This window comes from Rathayibacter sp. AY1F3, assembly GCF_002931975.1.
Lineage (GTDB): Bacteria > Actinomycetota > Actinomycetes > Actinomycetales > Microbacteriaceae > Rathayibacter.
Map to the genome: position 1 here is coordinate 145,997 of NZ_PSVF01000002.1, position 23,523 is coordinate 169,519.

The window sequence follows — 23,523 nt, forward strand, 5'->3', positions numbered from 1 at the left end:
GCGTCTTCAGTGGGTCGACGGCCGCGGAGGAGCGGTCGAGTGGCGCACCACGAGCCCGGCGGGCTCGAGGTCGACGTCGGGGGCGCTGCCGGACTCGATGAGGTCGAGCAGCGTGCGGGCGGCCTCCTCGCCCCAGCGCGCGGGGCGCGTGCGGGCCGAGGTCAGCGACGGGTAGACGTGGGCGGCGATCTCGGAGTCGTCGAAGCCCGTGATCGAGAGGTCGTCGGGGAGCCGGAGCCCGCGGGCGTGCGCGACGCCGAGCCCGGCGATGGCCATCGGGTCGTTGCCGAAGACGATCGCGGTGGGCGGGGTCGGGCTGTCGAGGAGGTGCTCGGTGGCCGCCGCGCCCTGCTCCGCGCTGAAGTCGGTGGCGACGAGCGCGGTGGGCTCGAGCCCCGCGTCGGTGCAGGCCCGCGTGAACGCCTCGCGGCGGCGAGAGGAGTGGAGCAGGTGGTCCGGCCCCGCGACGTGCGCGATGCGGCGGTGGCCGAGCTCCGCCAGGTGCCGGACGGCGTCGGCGATGCCCGCGGAGTCGTCCATCACGACGGCGGGTGAGGAGGAGCCCTCGAGGCGCCCGAGCGTGACGGCCGGGATCTGCAGCTCGGCGAGCAGTGCCGGCCGGGAGTCGTCCTGCCGGAGGTCGGTGAGGAACACGCCGTCGACGCGGCGGTCGGCCGCGAGCGTGCGGTAGACGGCCTCCTCGGAGGCGCCCGGATCGACGACGCTGAGCACCAGCACGCGGCCGCGCTCGGCGAGCACCCGCTCGACCCCCGAGATGAAGGAGGGGAAGAACGGGTCGGCCGCGATGACCGCCGGGTCGCGCGCCACGACGAGGCCCACCGCGAACGAGACGCTGGTGGAGAGGGAGCGGGCCGTGAGGCTGGGCCGGTATCCGAGCTCGGCGGCGACGCGGAGGATCCGCTCGCGGGAGTCGGGCGAGACGCCCGGCCGGTCGTTGAGCGCGAACGAGACGAGCGCCTTGCTCACGCCGGCCTCGCGCGCGACGTCGAGGATCGTCGGTCTGCCCGCCATGGGAGCTCCTTCGCTCGTCGCCGCGTCTGAACCGGTTTTGTAAACCGGTTCAGAGCACCGTAGCAGGGAGGCGCGCGGAGGAGAAGAGGGAGGTGGATGAAGCGGTGCTCGTGCCACCTGGAGCCCGTTTCCCGCCTGTCCCCGGCGCTGAGACGTGCGGGCCTCGGCCGGTCGCTACGGTGTCGGACGCCTGTGCATGTGCGCCCGGGATGGCCGCCGAGCGAGTGGCTCCAGGCCGCTCACGGAACCGTCGTCCGGCGGAATCTGAGAGCCCTCCGCGTCCCGGCTCAGGCTCGGCTGGCTGGTGCTGGAGTGTCCCGGTGCCCGGTGATCCCGCAGGCACTCCCCCGACCCGAGAGAGAGAACGATCATGGCCCGCCCCCACCCCGCCAGCCGCACCACGAGCGAGCAGCGCACCGAGCACGCCGAGCAGTACTCGGCCGGAGCGCGCTACGCGTCGGAGGCGTTCGGCACCTTCCTCCTGGTCGCCGGCGGCGTCGGCACCGCGGTCTTCGCCTCCGCCTTCCCCGACTCCGGCAACGCGCTCGGAGTCGGCTTCCTCGGCGTCGCCCTCGCCTTCGGCCTCACCGTGATGGCCGGCATCTACGCCGTCGGCCACATCTCCGGCGGCCACTTCAATCCCGCCGTCAGCGTCGGCCTCGCCATCGCCGGCCGCACCGAGTGGAAGCACATCCCCGGCTACATCGTCAGCCAGATCCTCGGCGGACTCGTCGGAGCCGGAGTGGTCTTCCTCGTCGCCGCCGACGGCCCCGCCGGCTACCTGGCCGCCGCCCGCGACTCCGGCTTCGCCTCCAACGGCTACGGCGCCGCCTCCCCCGGCGGCTTCGGCCTCGGCGCGGTCATGCTGACCGAGATCGTCCTGACCGCCGTCTTCGTCGCCGTCATCCTCTCCGTCACCGCCAAGAGCGAGTACAAGGCCGTCGCGCCGCTCGCCATCGGCTTCACGCTGACGCTCGTGCACCTGATCAGCATCCCGGTGAGCAATACGTCGGTGAACCCGGCGCGATCGATCGCTGCCGCTGTGTTCGCGGGGCCGGATGCGCTCGGGCAGGTGTGGCTGTTCCTGGTGGCGCCGATCGTGGGTGCTGCTATCGCGGGGGTGGGGACGAAGGTGCTGAACCGGCGGAAGTAGAAAGTTGACGGCGCGCGCCGCGACGGGCGCCCTCCCTCACGCAAGGGCACACTGATGCTTCCGATGCGCCTCGAAGGACAATCGGGTGACCCGCCCGCCCTCAGCAGGGTGGCGGTGTGAGTAGAGCGATCAAGATCCGGCTGAATCGGCTAATGCAACACACGAAGGCACCAACTTGCCCCTCGGCTCACTCGAGGCGCATCCTCACCCCAGAGCGCTCGACTACGACCTTGCTCCCCCGGGGCTACGACGCAGAGCTTGCAGCTGTTGGATCCCAGCAGCGACGGGCGCGTCGAGGTGCAGCCGAGCGCAACGATCTATCGGACGTGCGCCCGAGGCCAAGCAACTGTGGTGCGGCTCCGCCTCAAAAACCCCCTCGCGAACCCAAAGCGAGACGTCCCGCCACGAGACGCCTTGCCGAGACAAACGTGCGCCCGAGATCCGACGAGCGCTCGGGCTTCGCCCGTGAGGCGACCGCGAGTCCCAGGAAGCTAATGTTTAACGAGGCGGCCACCGGATGAGGAGCGGCTGCGGTTGTCTCGCAACGGAGTGCTCGCTATCGACGCACCGCGCAGTAGCGCACCGTGCTCACGAGACCAACAGGCTTCGCTGCATCACCCACCGGCGAAGCCGCATGGAACCGACCATCGACGGGACCCAACCCGTGCTGACGCCTGTCTCGTTCGACGCCCGTCGCCAGACTTCATCGGGGGTCAAAGGGGATTATTCAGCCGACGCCAGCGCACAATCGGTCGACCGTCGGCAGCAATGTGACGGTTTGCCGGGCTGCCTGGACGGCGGCGCGACGGCCTTGTGGCGTCTTGACGACCGCGTGAGGCGCCAGGGACAGCGCCTGTAGCTCGGATATGGTGAAAACGTGATCACCGGAGAGCTTAAGAGCAAGATCGATCGGGTCTGGGATGCGTTCTGGTCCGGAGGCATCTCGAATCCGCTCGAGGTGATCGAGCAGATCACCTACCTACTGTTCGTGCGGCGGCTCGATGACCTGCAGACGCTCGCCGAGAGGAAGGCGCGCGTCACCGGCGGAGCGATCGAGCGGCCGATCTACCGGCTGGGTCTGGAGCATCTGCGGTGGAGCCGCTTCAAGAACGACGACCCCGAGGTCATGTGGCAGGTCGTCGGCGACGAGGTGTTCCCGTTCCTGCGCAGCCTCGGTGGTGACGGGTCGACGTACGGCGAGCACATGCGTGACGCCCGCTTCACGATCCCGACGCCCGCGCTGCTCTCGCGGGTGGTCGACATGCTCGACGACATCCCGATGGCCGAGCGCGACACCAACGGCGACCTCTACGAGTACCTGCTGTCGAAGATTGCCGCCGCAGGAGTGAACGGGCAGTTCCGCACGCCCCGTCACATCATCGAGCTGATGGTCGCCATGATGGCGCCCCAGCCGGCGGACGAGATCTGCGACCCAGCGTGCGGCACGGCCGGGTTCCTCGTCGCTGCATCGGAGTACGTGCGGCGGGAGCACCCTGGTGTGCTGACGAACACAGCGCAGCGCTCGCACTTCCACACGAGCATGTTCCACGGGTTCGACTTCGACTCGACCATGCTGCGCATCGGCAGCATGAACATGTTGCTCCACGGCATCGAAGCGCCGGACATCCGCTACCGCGATTCGCTCTCCGAGGGCGTAAGCGACGACGCCGAGCGGTACACGCTGATCCTCGCCAACCCGCCCTTCGCCGGCTCGCTCGACTACGAGTCGACGTCGAAGGACCTGCAGCGCATCGTGAAGACGAAGAAAACCGAGTTGCTCTTCGTCGCCCTGTTCCTGAAGCTCCTGAAGCCCGGCGGCCGCGCGGCCGTCATCGTGCCCGACGGCGTGATGTTCGGCTCGTCGACGGCACACAGGGCGCTGCGACGGATGCTCGTGGAGGACCAAAAGCTCGACGCGGTAGTCAAGCTCCCGTCCGGCGTCTTCCGCCCCTATGCAGGCGTCTCGACCGCGATCCTGTTCTTCACGAAGACGAACTCCGGCGGCACCGACGACGTCTGGTTCTACGACGTGCACGCCGACGGACTCTCGCTCGACGACAAGCGCAACCCGATCGAGGCGAACGACCTTCCCGACGTGCTCACCCGCTGGGCAGACCGCCGCAGCAGCGAACGCGACCGCGCCCGCACCGACCAGTCGTTCACCGTGCCCAAGGCGGACATCGCCGCGCAGGGTTACGACCTCTCCCTGAACCGTTATAAGGAGATCGTCCACGACGAGGTCGAGCACCGGCCACCACTCGATATCATCGCCGACATCGAAGCCCTAGAAGCAGAAATTGCGAGCGGGCTCGCCGAGCTGAAGGCGATGCTCGCTTGACCTCGGTCACGATTCGGGACCTCGTCCACGTTTCGGGAGGAGGGACGCCGCGGCGCTCGAACGGCTCGTATTACGGTGGCTCAATCCCCTGGGTGACTCCCAAAGATATGAAGCGACCTACAATCGTTTCCTCAGAAATCACTCTGACAGCGGACGGGGTTGCCAATTCTCCGGCAAAATGGATCCCTGCTGGCTCCATTCTTGTTGTCGTGCGTTCGGGTGTACTAAAACACACACTTCCCGTTGCTCTGACAGGCGTTCCTGTCACTGTCAATCAAGACATGAAGGCATTGACTCCCTCGCCAGGTGTTGATGCGCGCTACCTTGCGCGGCGCATTAAAGCGTTGGAGGCCGTTGTATTGGGGCAGGTTCGGGCCACCACCGCCGATAACTTCCCAATTGACATCCTGCTGGATATTGCGATTGACCTGCCGCCGCTCGAGGAGCAGCGGCGGGTTGCCTCGATCCTCGACCACGCTAGCGCATTGCGAGCCAAGCGCCGCCTGGTGCTCACTCAGCTCGGTTCGCTCCCGTCGCGACGATTCGACGAAGCATTTGCTGGACGGGCTTGGCACCTGGTCCCAATGAGTGATTTAATCGCCGAGCAACAGATAGGGCTAGATCGCCGTTCCAGCGAGCAGGGCGCCGACCGTGCGCACGGTTATCTGAAGATGGACGTCATCACTCGTGACGGCCAACTAGATCTCACGCGTCTCACGAATGTCGATGCGTCCGTCGATGAGGCGAAGAGGTATGCCGTTCGCGACGGCGACTTGCTGTTGAATACCAGAAATTCGCGTGAACTAGTGGGTAAGTCAGCCGTCTATCACGGTCCGCCCTGTCTGTACAATAACAATTTGAGCCGAATTAGGTTCTCAGAACAAGTTACCCCGCAGTACATCCATGGCTTCCTGTGGTCGCTCGATGGGCGAAGGCAGCTGGAGTCTAGAAAGTCTGGAACTACGAGCGTATTCGCCATGTACGCTAAAGCGTTTGCGACAATATTGGTCCCGATTCCTCCAATTGAGGACCAAATCGCCTTCGCCAATTTTGTGACTGAGATCGAGAATCGGCAGAGCGAGGTGAGGCGCTTGTTGAAGCTCGATGACAGCCTGTTTGCGTCACTGCAGCGCCGTGCCTTCCTGGGTGAACTGTGACCGCAAACTTTGACTTCGTACGGGCGGCATGGCCTGACGTGTTCGCTGACGCCTCCCGCGCGGAGTCCTATTTGTCGAGCGACCCGCGGTCGGCTTGTTTCTACAGCCGCCGTGCAGTGGAGCAACTCGTTGGCCACCTGTACGAGGTACTCGATCTGCCCGTCCCCTACCAGGACGATCTCGCCGCGCGCATCAACGACGCTGGCTTCGCGCGGGTCGCGGGGGTGGGGATCGGGCAGAAGCTGAACCTGATCCGCAAGCTTGGCAACCAGGCGGTGCACGTGCCGCAGCCGATCCGGCCCGACATCGCGCTTGCAGTGCTGCGGGAGTTGCACCACGTTCTGGTGTGGGCGGTGTTCCGGCATTCGGCGCACCCGGAGGTCGTCCCGACGGGAGCCGCGTTTGATCCCGCTCTCGCGGCCCGAGCGGCACCGCTCACGCGCGAGGACGTGCAGCGGCTCGCGGCGAAGTTCGCCGCGCAGGACGAAGCACACGTCAAGGCTCTTGCTGAACGGGACGAGCTCGCGGCGGGGCAGGCGGCGGAGATCGAGCGGTTGCGGGCGCAGGTGGCCGCGGCGCAGGCATCGAACCACGCGTCCGACGACCACGACTACTCCGAGGCCGAGACTCGCGACCTGTTCATCGATGTGCTGCTGGCCGAGGCGGGCTGGCCGCTCACCGACGCGCGCGATCGCGAGTTCGAGGTCGCCGGCATGCCAAACGGGCAGGGAGTCGGGTTCGTCGACTACGTGCTGTGGGGAAGTGACGGCCTGCCGCTCGCGGTCGTCGAGGCGAAGCGCACGACGAAGAGTGCGCAGGTTGGGCAGCAGCAGGCGAAGCTTTACGCCGACTGCCTTGAAGCGGAGTTCGGGCGGCGTCCGGTCGTGTTCTTCACGAACGGGTATGAGCACTGGCTGTGGGACGACGCGGCTGGCTATCCGCCGCGGCCGGTCGCGGGGTTCTTCACGCGCAGCGAGCTGGAGTTGATGATCCAGCGCCGCTCCACCCGCCTGCCACTATCCGGGGCGGCGCTCAGTTCGGGCATCGCGAGCCGGCATTACCAAGTGCGGGCGATCCGAGCAGTCGGTGACACGTTCGACCGGAAGCAGCGGCAGGCGCTGCTGGTCATGGCGACGGGGTCGGGCAAGACGCGGACGGTCATCGCGCTGGCCGATCAGTTGATGAAGGCGAACTGGGCCAAGCGCATCCTGTTCCTCGCCGACCGCACCGCGCTGGTGAACCAGGCGGCGAATGCGTTCAAGGCACACCTGCCCGGCGCCGCGACGGTGAACCTGGTGACCGAGCGGAACGCTGAGGGGCGCGTCTACGTGTCGACGTATCCCACGATGATGAACCTCATCGACCAGGTGACCGACGGCGAGGGCGGGCCGACGCGGCGGTTCGGGCCGGGATTCTTCGACCTGATTGTGATCGATGAAGCGCACCGGTCGATTTACCAGAAGTACGGGGCGATCTTCGACTGGTTCGACGCGCTGCTCGTCGGCTTGACGGCAACGCCGAAAGACGAGGTCGACCACAACACCTACCGTCGGTTCCACCTCGAAGACGGCGTACCCACCGACGCGTACGGGCTCGACGAGGCAGTCGCAGAAGGCTTCCTGGTCCCGCCGCGCGGGGTGTCAGTCGGCACCCGGTTTCTGCGTCAGGGCATCCGCTACGACGACCTCAGCGAAGCGGAGAAGGACGACTGGGACGCGCTCGACTGGGGCGACGGCGGAACGCCGACCACGGTCGATGCGGACGAAGTGAACCGGTTCCTTTTCAACGAGGACACCGTCGACAAGGTGCTGGCGACCCTGATGACGCGCGGGTACAAGGTCGCGGGCGGTGACCGGCTCGGCAAAACGATCGTGTTCGCGAAGAACCAAGCGCACGCCGAGTTCATCCAGCAACGCTTCGACAAGCAGTACCCCGAGCACGCAGGACACTTCGCGCGCGTCATCACCCACAGCACCCCCTACGCACAGAACCTGATCGACGAGTTCTCGATCGCCGACCTCGCGCCACACATCGCGATCTCGGTCGACATGCTCGACACCGGCATCGACGTGCCCGAGATCGTGAACCTGGTCTTCTTCAAGCCCGTGCGGTCGAAAACGAAGTTCTGGCAGATGATCGGCCGCGGGACCCGCCTGCGCCCCGACCTGTTCGGGGAAGGCCAGCCCAAGCAGGACTTCCTGGTCTTCGACTTCTGCGGCAACCTCGAGTTCTTCAGCCAGGACCTACCCGCCAGCGAAGGTTCAACCCAGAAGTCCCTCACCCAGCGACTGTTCGAGGCCCGGCTCGGGCTAATCACCGCGCTCGACCGAGCACACCTCGACGAGAAGCTACGTGCATCAGCCGCCGACACCCTGCACGAGATCGTCGCAGGCATGAACATCGACAACTTCCTCGTACGCCCAGAACGGCGCTGGGTCGAGCAGTTCGCCGACTCGACTGCCTGGGACGCCCTGACACCCGAGGACGCAGCCGAGGTCCTCGAGCACCTAGCCGGCCTGCCATCGCAAGTGACGGACGACGACGTCGACGCGAAACGCTTCGACCTGCTGATCCTGCGCAGGCAACTCGCACAACTCGACGGAGACCTGGCCGCCGCCGACCGCATCCGCCAGCAGGTCCAGGCGATCACGACAGCACTGCTCGCGAAAACAGCGATCCCCCCGGTCGCGGAACAACTTGTGCTGCTGGAAGAGGTCGCCACCGACGACTGGTGGATCGACGTGACCCTCGGCATGCTCGAGATCGCACGGCAGCGCATCCGAGCGCTCGTGCGCTTCGTGCCCAACGTCACCCGCCCGCGCGTCTACACCGACTTCATCGACGAACTCAGCGACGCAACCGAGATCCAGCTGCGCCAGACCACCCCGGGCACCGACCTCGAACGATTCCGAGCGAAAGCGGCCGCCTACCTGCGGCAGCACGAGGACCACCTCGCACTCCAACGCCTGCGCCGCAACCGGCAACTCACACCCGACGACCTCAGCGCCCTCGAGACGATGCTCCTCGCCAGCGGAGCGGGCTCGAAGGCCGACATCGAACTGGCCACCGAACAAGCGCACGGACTCGGACCGTTCATCCGCTCCCTCGTCGGCTTGGATCGAGAGGCAGCGCTCGAGTCGTTCGCGCGCTTCCTCGACGGGTCACGCTTCTCCGTCGATCAGATCCGATTCATCCACCTGATCGCCGACGAGCTCACCTCGAACGGCCTGATGGACGCAGGACGCCTCTACGAATCGCCTTACACGGACCGGGCTCCGAGCGGCGTCGACTACCTCTTCGACGAGTCCGACGTGACCGTCATCGTGGAGATCCTGGCCGACGTGGAGGCTCGCGCTCGGCCCGAGATCGTGGCATGAGCTCGCCCGAGTCTCGTGCAACGATCCCCTCGAAATCAGGATTTAGCAGCTTTCTACAGAAGATGCGATCCCAAGCTCTTGTAACTCGACGATCTTGTCGGTCTCAACAGCACTGCGGACGCCGAGTGTTTCGGCTAGGGCCTTTCGCGCAACGAGGACAACAGGGGCTGAGCCGTAACTACAGGCGAGGATCAATAGAGAATGCATGAGTGGATTCGGCCGCGGTCCACGGTCGCACTGCTGGGGGCTGGCGCCTCGGCTCCAAGCCTGCCAGTGTCGACCGAGCTAACGGCGTTGGTGATTGCACGACTGTCGGCGAGCCTGTCGGGCGACCGATACATAGATCGGCTGTGGCGGGCGATGCGAGACCAATTGATGAGTCAGGAGACGCAAAACATTGAAGAGTTCTATACCGCAATAGCAGACGTCCCACATCGCTTGAGCGATCCGACTCGGCTATGGGTCTCCCAGTGGGCCGAGCTACCCGAGCCTTCGGCTGAGGAAGACGTGACGTTCGATCAATCGGTCGATTTCCTTGCGAGTAGCGTCGAACAGTTCGTGATGATGATCCTCGCTGAACGTACTGAGGCGGCAGATCCGAGCTACTTACTCCCTCTCCTCAATTCTCGGCCTCAAGCTGTCGTGACGTTAAACTACGACCTCATGATCGAAAAGGCTGCCCGTGAGGGCGGGCTAAGAATTGCAACTGGAGCAGAGCTTTGGGACGGCGGATTCCGATGGTTCAACGATGACCTCCCCGCAGAAGCCGTTCCGATCCTGAAGCCTCACGGTTCTCTGAACTGGCGTCGAGTAGCTCCATTCAGTACCGGCGGACTACTTGCCGACCAACGCCTCGAAGAAGTAGGTGGCGACGGGACCGGACCAGCAAGATCACTACCACGTGTGGATCCCACCCTCATCTTTGGAAAGGGGAACAAGCTCACCCCATACGGACCATTCGGGTCACTCTATCGGGAGTGGGAGACGCAACTCGAGCGGGCAGAAACACTCGTTGTCATCGGTTTCAGCTTCAACGATTCCCATATCACCGGGACTATCACCCGCTGGGCGGCGACGAACACCAGCGCACGCATCATCATCATTGACCCGTTCCTCGACCTCACCGGCACCACGCAACGCACCGACCTCGAGCGCCTCCTCTACCAGCTATGGGACCCATACGAGGGGGGGCGCCCTACGGCGGCAGATCGACTAAGGGTATTGCGTAAATCGTCCGCCGAAGGGATCGCGGATGTTTTTGGATGAGCCCTCGCTCCTCACCTACAAGTCGCGTGTCTCCGAGCTGCATCGAGCGTCCGGACCTCTGACAGGCGAGCGCGGCGGGCGAATGGGTCCGATGACTGTGCTGATCCCGATGACCGAGGTCGGCGTCGCGGTCGGAGACTGGTTGACCTCAGGGCCGAGCTTCGCTCCGATCGTCCTGGCGGTGCGAGCCGTCGCCTCGGTCGTCACTCTGCGCCGGCACGACGCGACGTCCTACCTCTCGGCCGCGGTGGCGAAGAACCTGATCGAGGCGCCGGAGAGCCGGGCGGTGACGGTCGGCCTGCGGGACTGACCAGCGGCTCACGTCGCGACAACGCCGTCCCGGGCGCGACCAGGGTCCTGCCACCACCGCTTCGGTACCGTCTTCCCCATGCCCGACCCCACTCCCGACACCCCCGAGGTCGCCGCCGAGCACCTCCGCGCCGAGCTGCAGCTGCGGCGCTTCGGGCGGCTCCGCCTCACCATCGACATAGCGCTGGGCAGCGGGATCCTCGCTCCCTACGACCTCGTCGTCGTCCGCCTCGACACAGGCGCGGAGATCATCCGCGTGAAGGCCGATCTCACCGATCCCCACTACCTCCTCGGGCAGGTCGAGCTCGACCTCGAGACCAAGACGGTCGCCGAGTTCCTCGAGGAGTGGCGCCCCGCCTGACCAGGCCGGCACAGCAGCGATCCCGGGGAGAGCATGGCGCCGAGGCGTCCGGAGCAGGACTGCGGAGATCCGCACCCCCCTCGCCTCACTGACCCGCAGGAACCCTGTCCCGCTCCTGACCGGCGACCACCGCCGGCACCCACGCCCCGCGCGCCGGCCGCCCCGCCCACCACACGTACACTCCGGCAGCGACCACGGCGCCTCCGGCCGCGACCGCCCACCACGGGAACCCGGCGACGTCGGGCGACTCCCCCGCCGCGTCCACGTCCGACTGGGGCGTCGGGATCACCCTCTCGCCGGTGACGAGGATGCGGTGGGTGTTGATCCCGAGCGGGGTGCAGGTGACGAGGGTCAGGAGGTCCTGGCCGGGCTGCACGAGGAGGCTCTGCGTGTCCTCCGGCTCAACGACCAGCGTCTCGCGCACACGGTAGGTGACCACCTCGCCGTAGACCTCGATGGTGAAGGTGTCGCCGACGTCGACGCGGTCGAGGTGGGTGAAGAGCTCGGCCGAGGCGAGGCCGCGGTGGCCGGTGAGCACCGAGTGGGTGGAGGGGCCGCCGACCGGCAGGGCGGTGCCCTCGAGGTGGCCGACGCCGCGCTCGAGGACGGCGTCGCTCGTGCCGTGGAAGATCGGCAGGTCCACGTCGATGGCGGGGATCCGGATGCGGGCCATCAGACCCTCGGCGTCGCCGCGCAGGAGGGAGGAGTAGCGCTCGCGGTCGGCGACCTGCTCGTCGTCGGCGAGGGGGAGGCGCTCGTTGGCGGCGACGGCCGCGCCGCCTCCGCTGAGGCTCTGGTTGTAGGCGCGGGCCTCGACGAGGTTCTGCCGGAGGGTCTCGGCGCCGAGGTCGGTGATGTCCTGCGTGAGGGAGTCGATCTCGCGCGCCTGCTCGACGGCGCTGAGCCAGCTGGCGGCGACGGGGTACAGCAGCAGCGCCACTCCCGAGAGGCTGATGAGCGCGATGACCAGCGGGGCGATCGGGAGCCGCCAGCGCGGCCGGCGGTGGATCCGCCTCCGCGGAGGAAAAGGGCTGGAGACAGAGGAATGCGGGGCACCCGACGGGTGCCCCGCATTCGACTTCGTCATGGTGCGACGTTACTCGGCGGTCTGAGCAGCCAGCGCGGTGCGGCGGCGCGAGGCGATCAGGCCCGAACCGATCGCGAGGGCGAGGAGCGCGCCTCCACCGAGGGTGAACCACTGCGCGCCGCCACCGGTGAGGGGCAGGGCGAACGCCGGCACCTGGGTGTGGAGGAACTCGACGTAGTTCTGGATCGGCGCGGTGGCCGAGCTCGGTCCGGCGACGACCTGCGTCAGCACCTGGGCCGGGGTGGGCAGACGGAATCCGGCGGGCGGGGTCAGCTCGCGGACGTAGTAGTTGCCCGGCGTGATGATCGGGATCTCGACGATGCCGTTCGCTCCGGTCGTCCAGTTCTGGTTGCCGTTGATGAACACCGGGTTCTGGCCGAGGTTGGCGTCGTTCTCGGTGAGGAACACCTGGTAGACCGCACCCGCGAGCGGCACGCGGTTGGCGCCGTTGTTCTGGTACGCGTACACGGTCAGCTGACCGATCGGGGTGCTGCCGGTGACCGTCTCCGTGGCCCCGTTCACGACGCTCGTCGCCGAGTTGGTGATGATGCCGTTGGCCGGGATGGCGGTGGCACGGGTGAGCACGGTGAGGGTGACGACGCCGCCCTGAAGACCCTGGAGCTTCGTGAGGCCGGACTGCAAGAAGTTCAGCGTCACGTTCCGGGTCGCGGCGTCGTAGCCGAGCGTGTAGTCGGTGTTCGCGATGAACGCCGGTGCGGGCGCGGTGCCCGCGGCGCTGGTCACCGTGATGCCGGTGGGCGCGACGCCGGCCGGGCCGGTCGGCAGGTAGGTCAGCTCGGCGGGGAGCGTGTCGGTGAGGGTGAACGCCTCCAGCGCGTCACCGGCGGCGAGCACCGGCACGTCCGAGGCGATGGCCCAGCGGATGAGGTCGGGGTTGCGCGCCTCGACCGAGTTCGCCGCCGCGGGGACGCGCGTCTTGGTGAGCTCCGTGACCGCGTTCTTGGGGTAGACGTGGACGTCGTAGATCCACTGGTTCGCCGGCGCACCGGTCGGGCCCGTCGGGAACGGCAGAGTCACGAGGAACGGCGCCGCGCCGTTGGTCGCTCCGGCGGGGAGCTGGGTCTCGGTCACGAGGTAGAGGCCGAGCGGCATGCTCGCGCCGTTGTTGAACACGGCCTCGCCGTCCGTGCCGCTGGTGGCGGTGAAGGTGTCGGCGGCGGTGACACGGGTCGCGGCGGTGCCCGGGGTCAGGTTCGCGACCTGGTTCCAGCCGTCGGGCGTGGTCAGGTCGACGCCCTGGACGCGCGCGGCGGTGAACACGGCTCCGGGCAGCGCGTCCCCGGGGACCGTGATCTCCTGGCCGGTGCCGATCGCCTGGCCGTTGTTGGATCCCAGCGCGAGCTTGTGCACGGTGAGGGTGCGGCTGATGGTCGGGTCGATGTTGCCGGGCAGCGTGACCGCTGACGCCGGCGCGACGGCGGTGAACACCGCCGCAGCGCTCAGCGCGAGGACGCCGGCTGCGGCGGCGAGCCGCCTGGTGAGTGAGCGGGACATGTGATCTCTCCTACTGAGGTCGTGAGTGCTGGTGTCGTGGAGTCGAAGGTGTGCGGGAAGGGGTCTGCGGGAGAGCGCCGGGGCTCTCGGTCGGGGCGTCACCGGGAGGGGCCTCGCAGCCTCCGGCGCCGCTCCCAGAGGAGGAGGCCGAGTGCGAGAGTGAGCACCGACCCCCCGCCCAGGAGGAACGCGTCGGTGCTGGCGCCACCGGTCAGCGGCAGGCGTGTGGGGTCCACGGGGGCGTTGACGAAGCGGTAGACCGCCGTCTGACCGGCCGTGGGGGCCGTGATCGTCCGCGAGGCGACCGGGGACCACGTCGTCCCGGTCAGGCGCTCGAGACGCAGTTCCTGGTAGGCGAGGCGGCGGGTCGGATCCGTCGCCGCCTCGGACAGCGTGTAGCCATGACCCGGTCGCACCTCGAAGGTGCTCGCCGGGTTGCCCGCGGCGACGTACTCCGCGCCGGCCCGGGTCTCCGTCGGGAGCGTCGCTCCGGCCAGTGCGGCGGGCGTCGCGGTGACCCGCCAGTCGGCCGCCTGGAAGCCGGTCTGGGGGCGCAGGACCTGCTTGACCAGGGTGATCGTCGCGCTGGCGTTGTCCACGGTGCAGGTGACGGCGGCGCCGTTCGTCGGGGTCACGTCTCCGGCCGCGCTCACGGTGAGGGCGGCGCCGGTGTCGGTGCGGCACTGCCAGGGTCCGGTCTGCACGGAGGTGGCGGGGCCCCCGGTCTCGGCGAGCCGGTAGGCGGCACCCGGGGTGACGGGGATCGCCGACACGCCAGCGGAGCCCGCGCGGCCGGTCGGGCCGGGCAGGGCGCCGGTCGGGCCGGTGGCGCTGAGCGTGAAGTCACTGGGCAGCGCGCTGCCGGAGCTCACCGTCTTCACGAGCGTGAGGGAGGCCGTGGGCCGGTTCACGATCGAGCACTCGACGACCGCCGCGGAGGCGATGCCGGTGAGGCTCGCGCTGATGACGGTCCCCGACTGCGAGAACGTGGTCGCCCGGGCGGCGCCGTTGACCGTGCAGGCGCCGCTGACGAACGCGAAGCCCGTCTGCTGCACCTCCGAGACGGTGAGCGTCGCCCGCGACGCCTCCGTGCCGAACAGGACGGTCCAGGCGGCCTGGCCCGCGGCGTCCGTCTGCTGGCGGGGCGACTGCTCCGGCAGCAGGGCGACGGTGCCCGCGGTGGCCGTCGCCGTCGTGCCCACGGTCCAGTCCGCGCCGGGGCGGGTCGTGCCGGAGGCGTCCCGGATCGTCTTGGTGATGCGCACGGTGGAGGCGGGGCGCGGGGAGTTGAAGAAGGTGCAGGTGACGTTGACGCCGAGCCGGTTCGGGAGGGTGACCGTGCCGGTCGGGTTCGAGCCCGTGCTCACCCGCACGCCGTCCGCATAGCACTCGTAGATGCTCGTGTAGGCGGTGATCGGGGAGGCGGAACCCGCGGCCATCGCCTCCGAGACCGTCACCGTGCTGTTGATCGGAGTGGGGAAGGGGCCGATCTGCGCGGTCTGGCGGCCGGTGGTGGCGCCGGTGGTGGTGGCCGTGGCGAACGGCGACGCCGGGGAGCCGGCGGCGGCCGTGAGCTGGAACTGGTCCGCCGCGGCCAGGCGGCCCACCACACTCTTCTGCACGGTGATCGTGGCCGGCGAGGAGCAGCCGGAGAGGTCGACGGCGTTGACGCTCACGCGCGGCGTGCCGCTGACGCGGGTCCACGTGGTGGCGTCGAACTCGTACGCGCTGCCGGGGATGGCGGGGACACCGTTCGCGGCGGCGACGTCGCCGTTGGCGAGGTAGACGGTTCCGCGCGGCGAGAAGGCGATGCCGTTGATGTTGGCGAAGGCGGCGTCGGTCCCCGTCACGGCCTTCGCGATCGAGGTGTTCACCGGGAGGGTGCCGCCGGTCGCCGCGGCCAGGGCGTCGGCCGGCACAGTGAAGATCGCGGCGCTGCTGGCGTTGTTGACCGAGCCCGCGCCGACGACGTAGAGATTGCCGCGAGCGTCGAACGCCATGTCGCCATTGCCGTTGGGGGTTCCGGAGGTGGGGAAGGAGCCGACGAGGGCGAACCGGGTGGCGACGGGGTTGGCCTCCGTGAAGCTCCAGATGTAGAACTGGCCGCTCGCGAAGCTGCCGAACAGATACCGGCCCGTCCGGAGGTCGACCGCGCCGGCGACGATGCTGCCGGTCACCTGCGCTCCGCCGGCCACGGTCGTGTACGCGCTGTTCGCGATCCTCTGGAAGCCGGCCTCCGGCGTCCACTTGAGGACGGCGTCGACGTCCGTCGCGTCGGACGAGCGGTCCAGCGCGTAGGCGAAGGCGCCGTTCGCGCCGACGCCGAGCGCGTTGGCCTCGGCGGTCCCCGACCAGCTGCCGATCGAGGTCAGGGATCCCGTGACGATGTCGGCCTGCTGCAGGGCGCCGGCCGCCGTGAGGGAGTAGAAGCGGCCGGTGTCGCAGAACAGGCGCGGCGTCTGCACCGTGTTCGTGAAGGTGCAGAGCACCTCCGCTCCCGCCTCGCTGGGGATCGTGATCGACCCGGCGGCGGATGCTCCGGAGGCGATGACCGTGCCGCCGCGCGAGCACTCGTAGCTGTTGGAGTACCCCAGGCCCGCGCCCGCGGTCTGCGCCTCGGCGATCGTGTACGTCGCTCCGGACTGCACGGTGAGGCGGCTGATCTGCGCGGCCTGGATCCCGGTGGCGGTGCCCGTGGTCGTGGCCGACGCGAGGACCGTCGTGCCGCTGCGCACCGAGAGCGTGAACTGGTCGCCCGTGGCGCTGCGCACCGGCAGGTTCTTCCGGACGGTGAGGGTCGTCGCGGCCTGGACCGTCACCGACGTGGGGGCGGAGGCGATGAGGCCGGTGGGAGTCGTGGTCCCGGTGCTGTACGTCCCGGCGGCGGCGGCCACCACGTCCACGGAGATCGTGCACGAGGTCGCGCCCGCGGCGAGGTCGCCGCCGACCGTCGAGACGGAGGAGGATCCGGCGGCCGCGGTCACGGCGAACGCCGTTCCGGTGACGTCAGTGCAGGACCCGCCGACAGCAGGCGTCGGGGCCACGACGAGGCCGGCCGGGAGAGCGGTCGAGAAGCGCCAGTCCGCCTTCGCAAGGAGGTCGCTGGTGTTGGTGACCGTGTAGGTCAGCGTGGTCGGCACCGTCGCGGTCGGCACGGCCTGCGTGAAGGCCGCGTCGAGAGCGGGGGTGACGTCGAGCACGCGGAGGTCGTCGACGGCGAAGGCGCTTCCCGTGCCGGTGACCGTGTTCACGAGCTGCACCTGGGCTGCGGCGATCTGCGCCGGAGTGAGGAGCGCGGTGCTCGTGCCGGTGTAGGCGACGGCGCGGGCGGAGGCGGGGAGCGCGGGATCGACGAGCGCGCCGAGCCCGCCGACCAGCGGGAGGGTCGGGGACGTGTAGAACACGCTGCCGGTCGCGGCGCAGGGCACGACCGGTGCGGCGAATCCGGTGAGGACGGTGGACCCGCCCGAGACCAGGTTGAGGGAGAGGGACGCGTTGTTCGTCCCGCACTGCCCGCCGGCGGCGTTCATGCCGACGGCGTAGTAGCGGGCGGCGGGCGCGGAGACGCCGATCCCCGCGGCGCTCTGGGCGACGGTCGTGCCGCCGGTGATGGTGGCGTACGGGTACTCGACCAGGGCGTGGTTCGCCTGCGTGCCGGTGTTCGAGCCGTTGGCCGGTGCGGTGCTGGAGGTGGACCCCTGCACTCCGGCCGCCACCTGGCCGAGGACGTCCGCCATGCGGCGGGTCTCGCGTGCGGCCGACGATCCCGTGCCGACGGTGAGGAGGGGCCGGGTCGGGCAGAAGGCGGAGTTGGGGTAGGGCGCCGTGTAGTTGACCAGGACGCCGGTGCAGTTCGTGGCGGTCGACCAGCCGGTGGCGGCCGTGTAGCGGCCGTTCGCGTAGGCGGTGAGCGCGCTCGGGGTGGCGGTCAGGCCCTGCTCGAAGGTCTCCGTCCACACCTGCCGCGGGGCCTCGGCGACGCCGGCCGCGAGCGTGGAGAAGCCTCCCGCTGCTCGCGCCGTCGCGGGCGGGCCGCGGTCCGACTCCTGAACGTCGTCCGAGGCCGCCGTGGGAGCGGGCGCCGACTCGGCGGGCGCCGGCTCGACGGGCTGCTCCGTCTGCGCGGCGCTGCGGGGCGCTGCGGGATCGGGCTCGTCCTGAGCGGGCTCCTCCGCCGTGGCACTCGGCGACTCCGCGGCCTCGGCGGGTGCCGACGGGGCGGACGTCGACGGGGCGGACGCTGACGGAGTGGGTGCCGAGGTGGCAGATGCGGAGGGGGCGGGTGCCGGATCGGCCTCGGGGGCTGTCGGCGGTGTCGGTGCGACCGGCGTCGGGAGAAGGGCGGGGGCGTCGCCGGCGACCGGATCCGCCTGGTTCGCGGCCTGAGCGGGAGACGAGGCGGAGACGTCGCCGAGCCCCCACGAGCCGACGAGGAGAGCGCCGATCGTCGCGAAGACGACGGCCCGCATTCCGAGGCGCGACGGCGATCGGTGCCGTGAGTGGCGGCGCCGCCGGGTCGTGAAAGCCATGGTTCTGCTTCTCAGTCGTGTTGTCGATCGTGGAGATGAGCGAAACGTCGACACGACGAACGACACGGATGTCGCAGCGAGTGCGGAGGCCCCAGACTCCGGAGGGGAGCACGCATTCCCCGCGGGCTTCCGAAGATGAACGTATAGGTCGGCCTCCCTCTCGCCATAGAGAAGTGAGCCCCCCTTGTCGGGGCCATAACCGATGAGAAAAGGACCGGGGTGAAGCCGAATATGGCGCCTTTTGACGGGTCCTCGCGAAGGAGTTCTAAGAAGTGAGCACGCGCGACCGCCTCGGCTCACTCCTCCCGTCAGTCCCGTGCAACGCTCGGGCCCCACCCGGCCACGTACTCGGTAGACGCCCGACCGACGAAGGATGGACCCGATGACGCGACCCACACTCGACGACCTGCTCTCCCGCAGCGACCCCGCGACCGACGACCGGGCGCCCGGCGTCCGCACCGCCCTCCGCGCCGTGATCGCCGAGACCCGCGAACGCGCGCCCCGCCGTCCCGCGCGGTCGAGGGCGTGGTGGCTGGCGGCTCCCGTCCTCCTCGTCCCGGGTCTCGTGCTGGCGACCAGCGCCGGCACCGACGTCCGCTCGGTCCCCGACTTCACGATCCCGATCAGCTACACCACCGACTCCGGCGCAGCGGTGTCGTGCTCGATCGACTACTTCAACGGAGAGATCGACTACCGCGAGGTCACCACCTCCGCGACCGACTACCTCCGCGCGCAGGACTGGAGCGGCGTCGGCCAGCGGATCCACGACGACGCGCTCGCCTACACGACCGATCCCGCCTGGCTGGCCTCGGACATGAACAGCGACGGCCCCGGCCTCTCGGAGGAGACGATCCGCTGGCGGGCCTGGATAACCGCCGCGGACGACCACATCCTCGACACGATCCCCGAGGGCGTGATCGTCGAGGGCGACGGCGGCCTGGGCGGCAGCACCGACTGCACGGGAGAGCTGTGATGAGCGCCGGCGAGGCGGCGCCGTCCATGGCGCGCAGCGTCGTCCGCTCCCCCGCGCGCGACCGGGAGGCCGAGATCACGGCCCTGGTCGAGCGGGAGGCGCCGGACCTGCTCCGCTACTTCGCACGGCGGACGGCGAGCCCCGAGGACGCCGCGGATCTCCTCAGCGACACCCTCCTGATCCTCTGGCGGAAGGAGCGGTCGATCCCCGAGGACGAGACGCGCGCGCGGATGTGGGCGTTCGGCGTCGCGCGGCGGGTGCTCTCGGGCCAGCGCCGCACCGCGACCCGGAGGAGCGCGCTCGTCGAGCGGCTGGCGGAGGAGCTCCGCATCACTCCGCCCGCACCCGCCGACGACGCGGCGGAGGACGTCCGCGCCGCGATCGCGCAGCTGAAGCCCGTCGACCAGGAGATCATCACCCTCGTCTACTGGGACGGCTTCTCCCTCACCGAGGCGGCCGAGATCCTGTCCCTCCGCGCCGCGACCGTGCGGAGTCGGCACGCGCGGGCGCGGGCGACGCTGCGGGACGCGCTAGGAGCGGCGATGTGAGGAGGGGTGCGGGGCACGGTCGCACCCCTTCACCCGGCACCCCCGCCTGAGTAGCATCCCCCGCATGAGCAGGCTCGTCGTCTCCGTCCTCACCTCGCTCGACGGCCGCTTCGAGGGGCCCGGGCACGACCTCTCGGCGCTGCCGTTCGAGGACGCGTTCAACGACCACAACCTCGAGCTGCTGCGCCGCGCGGGGACGCTCGTCTACGGCGGCCGCTGGTTCCGCGACAACTGGGACAGCTGGAGCGCCGTCGCCGCGGACGGGACGGCGGGCGAGCGGGAGCACGAGACCGCGCGGCTGGTCACGTCGCTCGACGCGCTGGTGATCAGCGACTCCCTGGCTCCCGATCCGGAGGCGCCGTGGGCCGCCACCACCCGGATCGTGCCGCGGAAGCAGGGTCCGGCCGAGATCGAGCTGCTCAAGCAGGGCGACGGGGGCGACCTGCTGATGTTCGGCAGCGGCACCACCTGGAATCCGCTCCTCGAGCAGGGCCTGGTGGACGAGCTGATCGTCCTCGTCGGCGCCGGACTCGCGGGCGGCGGGACGCCGCTCTACTCCGGGGCGCCGCAGCACGGGCTGCGCCTCCTCGACGCGACGGTTCTGCCGGGCTCTGAGCTGGTGCGGCTCCGCTACGACGCGAGCGGGGCCGGCGAGCGGCCGCACAACCTCCGCTGAGACAGGGCGGCCTCCCTCAGGAGCCCACGCCCCTCCTCTCAGCCGACGTCGTGCGCGCCCGAGGCCGGGGCAGCTGCCGAGAGCGAGCCCCCAGCGGACTCCTCCGGCCGGCGGAGTGCCCGAGCGCACAGTCGGACCCCCAGAAGCGCAGTCGCCGCGCCTCCCGCCAGCATCCCGGCACCCACCGCCGTCCACGTCGTCAGGCTGGAGCTCGGCGCGCCGTGCAGACCGTAGAAGAGCCCGACCCCGCTGCCGACCAGAGCGGCCGCGACCAGCGGGATCGCCAGCGCCGATCCCTTTTCGGACCGCGTCCACGCCGAACTGCAGAGAACGGCGACGGCGCCGATCAGCCAGCCGACGCCGGGGACCACCAGCCAGCCGAAGGCGAAGACCAGGGAGGCCGCGACCGCGAACCACGGGCGGTCGAGGACCGTCCGCTCGTCACCGCGATGGACTCCGGCCTCGACTCCGCTCGTCATGCGTCGGAGCCTACGGAGACGGCCCGGACCGCGGCACGAAGTGGCGCGGGATCGGCCGGACGGCGCCACACCCGCCTCCGCTCGGTCCTGAGGAGCCGGTCCTGCCGAGCCGGTCCTCGAGCGCTGACACTCGGCCCACCTGAGGCGTCTCCCGCCCTCCGCTCACCCCGCGACGGTCAGCGACACCTCGACCGCCACGTCCTCGGGCCCCTCCCCCAGCACCGTCTGCCGCACCTCGACCCCGTCGAGCCGGAGGCCGCGGTCTCCGGCGGCGTCGAAGAGCGCGACGATCGCCGGATGCAGGGTCCCCTCGGGCAGTTCCTCCCCGTCGCGAGGCCGCCAGGTGGCGACCAGCTCGGTGCGCGCCGGGAGGATCGCGGCGAGATCGGCGAGGTCGCCCTCCGCCTCCGCCGACGTCGGCCAGCAGCAGACGAGCTCCGCCGAACTCCGCTCGCCCGCCCGGAGCGCCGTCCAGAAACGTCCCGTCGGCCCGAGCCCTGCCGCGTGCACTCGAGTGGCGAGCGCGCCGAAGATCTCGTTCGCCTCGTCGTCGCCCGGCCCGTCGGCCTCGTCCAGGGCGATCGTGAGGACCTGGCCGACGTAGGGCTGCGCCGGCATCGTCCGCTCGGCGACCTCGACCGGCACGGCGAGCGCTCGCAGCGCCACTTCGGCGGCCTCGAACGCCCGGTCCTCCTGCTCCCGCTCCGCGAGCACGCGCTCCCGATGCGCCTGCAGCGCCTCCGCCGCGGTGCCGGCTCGAGTCGCCGCCGCGACCTCGGGCAGCGGCACCCCCGCGCTCCGGAGGGCGCTGATCACGACTCCGGCCCGGACCTGCGCGTCGGCGTACCGGCGGTACGACGACCGCTCGTCGACATCCGCCGGGACCAGCACGCCCTTCTCGTCGTAGTGCCGGAGCGCCTTCACGCTCAGACCCGTGATGCCTGCGTACTCCCCGATGCCCAACATGCCTCCAGCATCCCGTCTCCCCCGGCGGGAGGGTCAACGGGCGGGAGGGTCAACGGGCGGGGGTGCCGACGCGGGACGGACAGCAGCGGAGCGGGCAGCAGCGGAGCGACCGGAGCCGGGCGGGCGGCAACGTGTCCGGCGCCGGCGGAGCCGACACGGCCTCACGCCGACGCTTCAGCTCTCGCGCTTCAGCCCGCGCGCCTCACCGCGAGCTCACCAGCCCTCGGGCCCCGCGCTCCCCGCCTCGTACTCGTCCAGTGGAGCGTCGCCCGCGGCCCAGGCGGAGAGCACCGGAGTGATGATGCGCCAGCACTGCTCGGCCACGTCGCCCGGGACCGAGAGCAGGGTGTCGCCCTGCAGGATCCCGGCGAGGACCTGCGCGTAGGGGTCGAGCGTGGCCGCGCCGGGCTGCGCCGTCAGGGTTGTGCGCTCGAGATCGGTCAGCTCGTCGGCGCTGTTCACGACCAGGTCGAGGCTGACGTCGCCGCCCTTGAGGCCGATCCGGAGGACCGTCCCGGCGTCGCCCTCGACCGCCTGCAGGCCGCGCGGGGGCGTGGCGGCGCGGAAGTGGATCGCCACCTCTCGGCGCGGGTCGCCGATCGCCTTGCCGGAGCGGAGGACGAAGGGGACGCCCGCCCAGCGCGGGGTGTCGACCTGGAGCAGCAGCTGCGCGAGGGTCTCGGTGCCGGTCTCGGGGTCGACGTCGGGCTCGTCGACGTAGGAGGGGAAGAAGCGGCCGTCGACGCGGCCCTCGGTGTAGCGGGCTCGGCGGGCGGAGGAGGGGTCGTCGCGCCAGAGCCGCACGGCGCCGAGCACCTCGGCCATGCGCGCGTGGACCTCGTCGGGCGCGACCTCGTCGGGGCGCTCCATCGTGGTCAGCGCGAGCACCATCAGGAGGTGGCTCTGCAGCATGTCGCGCAGCGCGCCGGTCTTCTCGTAGAAGGCCGCGCGGCCCTCGATGCCGAGCGTCTCGTCGTAGACGATCTCGACCTTCTCGATCCACTCGGCGCTCCAGCTCGCCTCGAGCATGCTGTTGCCGAACCGCAGGCCCAGCATCCCCAGCACGGTCGCGTTGCCGAGGAAGTGGTCGATGCGCCAGAGGCGGCTCTCGGGGAGGACCTTCGCGAACGCCGCGTTGAGGGCGATCGCGTCGTCGAGGTCCTCGCCGAACGGCTTCTCGATGGCGACGACCAGCTCCTCGGGGAGGTCGAGCTCGGCGAGCGAGGCGGCGACCTTGTGCCCCATCGCAGGCGGCAGGGCGACGTAGAGCACCGGGGTCGACGGGCAGGCGTCGAGGAGGGCCTTCAGCTGCTCCGGGTCGGAGGCGTCGGTGGCGACGAAGCGCGCCCGTGACGCGAGGGCCTCGACCGTGTGCGCGGCGACTCCGGCCGCCTCGAGGCTGCGGCGGACGAGGCCCTGCCACTCCTCGTCGGTCTGGGGCGTGCGCGCCGCGCCGATCAGCGTGAGCTCGAGGTCGCGCGCGAGCTCGGCCACCCGGCCCAGGCCCGGCAGCAGCAGCCGCTCGGTGAGGTCGCCGCCCGCTCCGAGGATTGCGATGCTCCGCCGCTCGCTCCCCAGTGCCGCGGCCTCGGGGATTCCGATCTGCTCCGTCATGGTGTCTCCCTCGTAGCCGTCGTGAGTCAGCGGCCACAGTACGCGCCGGGCCCTGGCGCGAGCCCGGGAGCCGGGAGGGGTTGAGGAAGCGGGCGCGGAGTGGCAGGGCCGCGCGGTCGGGAGCGAGAGAGCTGCACGACCTC

The 23,523-nt window shown here is 69.8% G+C and carries 17 protein-coding genes; 10 read left to right on the top strand and 7 right to left on the bottom strand.

The window, feature by feature from the left end; genetic code table 11:
- Positions 1 to 6 precede the first annotated feature (6 nt).
- The gene (locus C5C39_RS02470; protein WP_104352592.1) at positions 7 to 1,032 is read right to left on the bottom strand and encodes a LacI family DNA-binding transcriptional regulator; all 1,026 of its coding nucleotides are present in this window, start codon (positions 1,030 to 1,032) and stop codon (positions 7 to 9) included.
- A gap of 370 nt (positions 1,033 to 1,402) precedes the next feature.
- Between C5C39_RS02470 and aqpZ the strand changes: the two genes are divergently transcribed.
- The 7 genes from aqpZ (at position 1,403) to C5C39_RS02505 (ending at position 10,993) form a co-directional block, all read left to right on the top strand.
- The gene (gene aqpZ / locus C5C39_RS02475; protein ID WP_104352593.1) at positions 1,403 to 2,185 is read left to right on the top strand and encodes an aquaporin Z; all 783 of its coding nucleotides are present in this window, start codon (positions 1,403 to 1,405) and stop codon (positions 2,183 to 2,185) included.
- A gap of 877 nt (positions 2,186 to 3,062) precedes the next feature.
- Positions 3,063 to 4,523 carry a class I SAM-dependent DNA methyltransferase gene (locus C5C39_RS02480; protein WP_104352594.1) on the top strand — a complete coding sequence of 487 codons (1,461 nt, stop codon included), beginning with the start codon at positions 3,063 to 3,065 and terminating at the stop codon, positions 4,521 to 4,523.
- On the top strand, positions 4,520 to 5,680 hold the full coding sequence (locus tag C5C39_RS02485) for a restriction endonuclease subunit S (protein ID WP_104352595.1): 1,161 nt from the start codon (positions 4,520 to 4,522) through the stop codon (positions 5,678 to 5,680). Before C5C39_RS02480 ends, C5C39_RS02485 begins: the two co-directional genes overlap by 4 nt.
- 38 nt (positions 5,681 to 5,718) lie before the next feature.
- A complete protein-coding gene (locus C5C39_RS02490; protein ID WP_258075753.1) occupies positions 5,719 to 9,057 on the top strand; it encodes a DEAD/DEAH box helicase family protein in 3,339 nt (1,112 codons plus the stop codon).
- A gap of 201 nt (positions 9,058 to 9,258) precedes the next feature.
- Positions 9,259 to 10,323 carry an SIR2 family protein gene (locus tag C5C39_RS02495; RefSeq protein ID WP_104352597.1) on the top strand — a complete coding sequence of 355 codons (1,065 nt, stop codon included), beginning with the start codon at positions 9,259 to 9,261 and terminating at the stop codon, positions 10,321 to 10,323.
- 91 nt (positions 10,324 to 10,414) lie between these two features.
- Positions 10,415 to 10,633, top strand: a complete 219-nt coding sequence (locus C5C39_RS02500; RefSeq protein WP_146083865.1) for a hypothetical protein — start codon at positions 10,415 to 10,417, stop codon at positions 10,631 to 10,633.
- A gap of 78 nt (positions 10,634 to 10,711) precedes the next feature.
- The gene (locus tag C5C39_RS02505; protein ID WP_104352599.1) at positions 10,712 to 10,993 is read left to right on the top strand and encodes a hypothetical protein; all 282 of its coding nucleotides are present in this window, start codon (positions 10,712 to 10,714) and stop codon (positions 10,991 to 10,993) included.
- Between the two features lie 85 nt (positions 10,994 to 11,078).
- Here C5C39_RS02505 and C5C39_RS02510 read toward each other — a convergent pair whose 3' ends face one another.
- The 3 genes from C5C39_RS02510 to C5C39_RS02520 form a co-directional block, all read right to left on the bottom strand.
- Positions 11,079 to 12,080, bottom strand: coding sequence for a class C sortase (locus C5C39_RS02510; RefSeq protein ID WP_104352600.1), 1,002 nt, complete (start codon positions 12,078 to 12,080; stop codon positions 11,079 to 11,081).
- Positions 12,081 to 12,089: 9 nt separating this feature from the next.
- The gene (locus C5C39_RS02515; protein WP_104261673.1) at positions 12,090 to 13,595 is read right to left on the bottom strand and encodes a SpaH/EbpB family LPXTG-anchored major pilin; all 1,506 of its coding nucleotides are present in this window, start codon (positions 13,593 to 13,595) and stop codon (positions 12,090 to 12,092) included.
- A gap of 98 nt (positions 13,596 to 13,693) precedes the next feature.
- Entirely contained in the window at positions 13,694 to 18,124 is a 4,431-nt protein-coding gene (locus C5C39_RS02520; protein WP_146083866.1) for an LPXTG cell wall anchor domain-containing protein, read from the bottom strand.
- Positions 18,125 to 18,506: 382 nt separating this feature from the next.
- Between C5C39_RS02520 and C5C39_RS02525 the strand changes: the two genes are divergently transcribed.
- The 3 genes from C5C39_RS02525 to C5C39_RS02535 all read left to right on the top strand — a co-directional run bounded on the left by C5C39_RS02525 (position 18,507) and on the right by C5C39_RS02535 (position 20,321).
- A complete protein-coding gene (locus tag C5C39_RS02525) occupies positions 18,507 to 19,097 on the top strand; it encodes a hypothetical protein (protein WP_104352602.1) in 591 nt (196 codons plus the stop codon).
- On the top strand, positions 19,097 to 19,645 hold the full coding sequence (locus C5C39_RS02530) for an RNA polymerase sigma factor (protein ID WP_219813308.1): 549 nt from the start codon (positions 19,097 to 19,099) through the stop codon (positions 19,643 to 19,645). Before C5C39_RS02525 ends, C5C39_RS02530 begins: the two co-directional genes overlap by 1 nt.
- A gap of 64 nt (positions 19,646 to 19,709) precedes the next feature.
- Positions 19,710 to 20,321, top strand: coding sequence for a dihydrofolate reductase family protein (locus C5C39_RS02535; protein ID WP_104352603.1), 612 nt, complete (start codon positions 19,710 to 19,712; stop codon positions 20,319 to 20,321).
- Between the two features lie 38 nt (positions 20,322 to 20,359).
- On the opposite strand, the gene C5C39_RS02540 is transcribed toward C5C39_RS02535, so the two are convergent.
- The 3 genes from C5C39_RS02540 to C5C39_RS02550 all read right to left on the bottom strand — a co-directional run bounded on the left by C5C39_RS02540 (position 20,360) and on the right by C5C39_RS02550 (position 23,380).
- Entirely contained in the window at positions 20,360 to 20,800 is a 441-nt protein-coding gene (locus tag C5C39_RS02540) for a hypothetical protein (RefSeq protein WP_104352604.1), read from the bottom strand.
- Positions 20,801 to 20,962: 162 nt separating this feature from the next.
- Positions 20,963 to 21,766, bottom strand: coding sequence for a MerR family transcriptional regulator (locus C5C39_RS02545; protein WP_104352605.1), 804 nt, complete (start codon positions 21,764 to 21,766; stop codon positions 20,963 to 20,965).
- Positions 21,767 to 21,979: 213 nt separating this feature from the next.
- Positions 21,980 to 23,380, bottom strand: a complete 1,401-nt coding sequence (locus C5C39_RS02550; protein WP_104352606.1) for a glucose-6-phosphate dehydrogenase — start codon at positions 23,378 to 23,380, stop codon at positions 21,980 to 21,982.
- Positions 23,381 to 23,523: the final 143 nt, after the last annotated feature.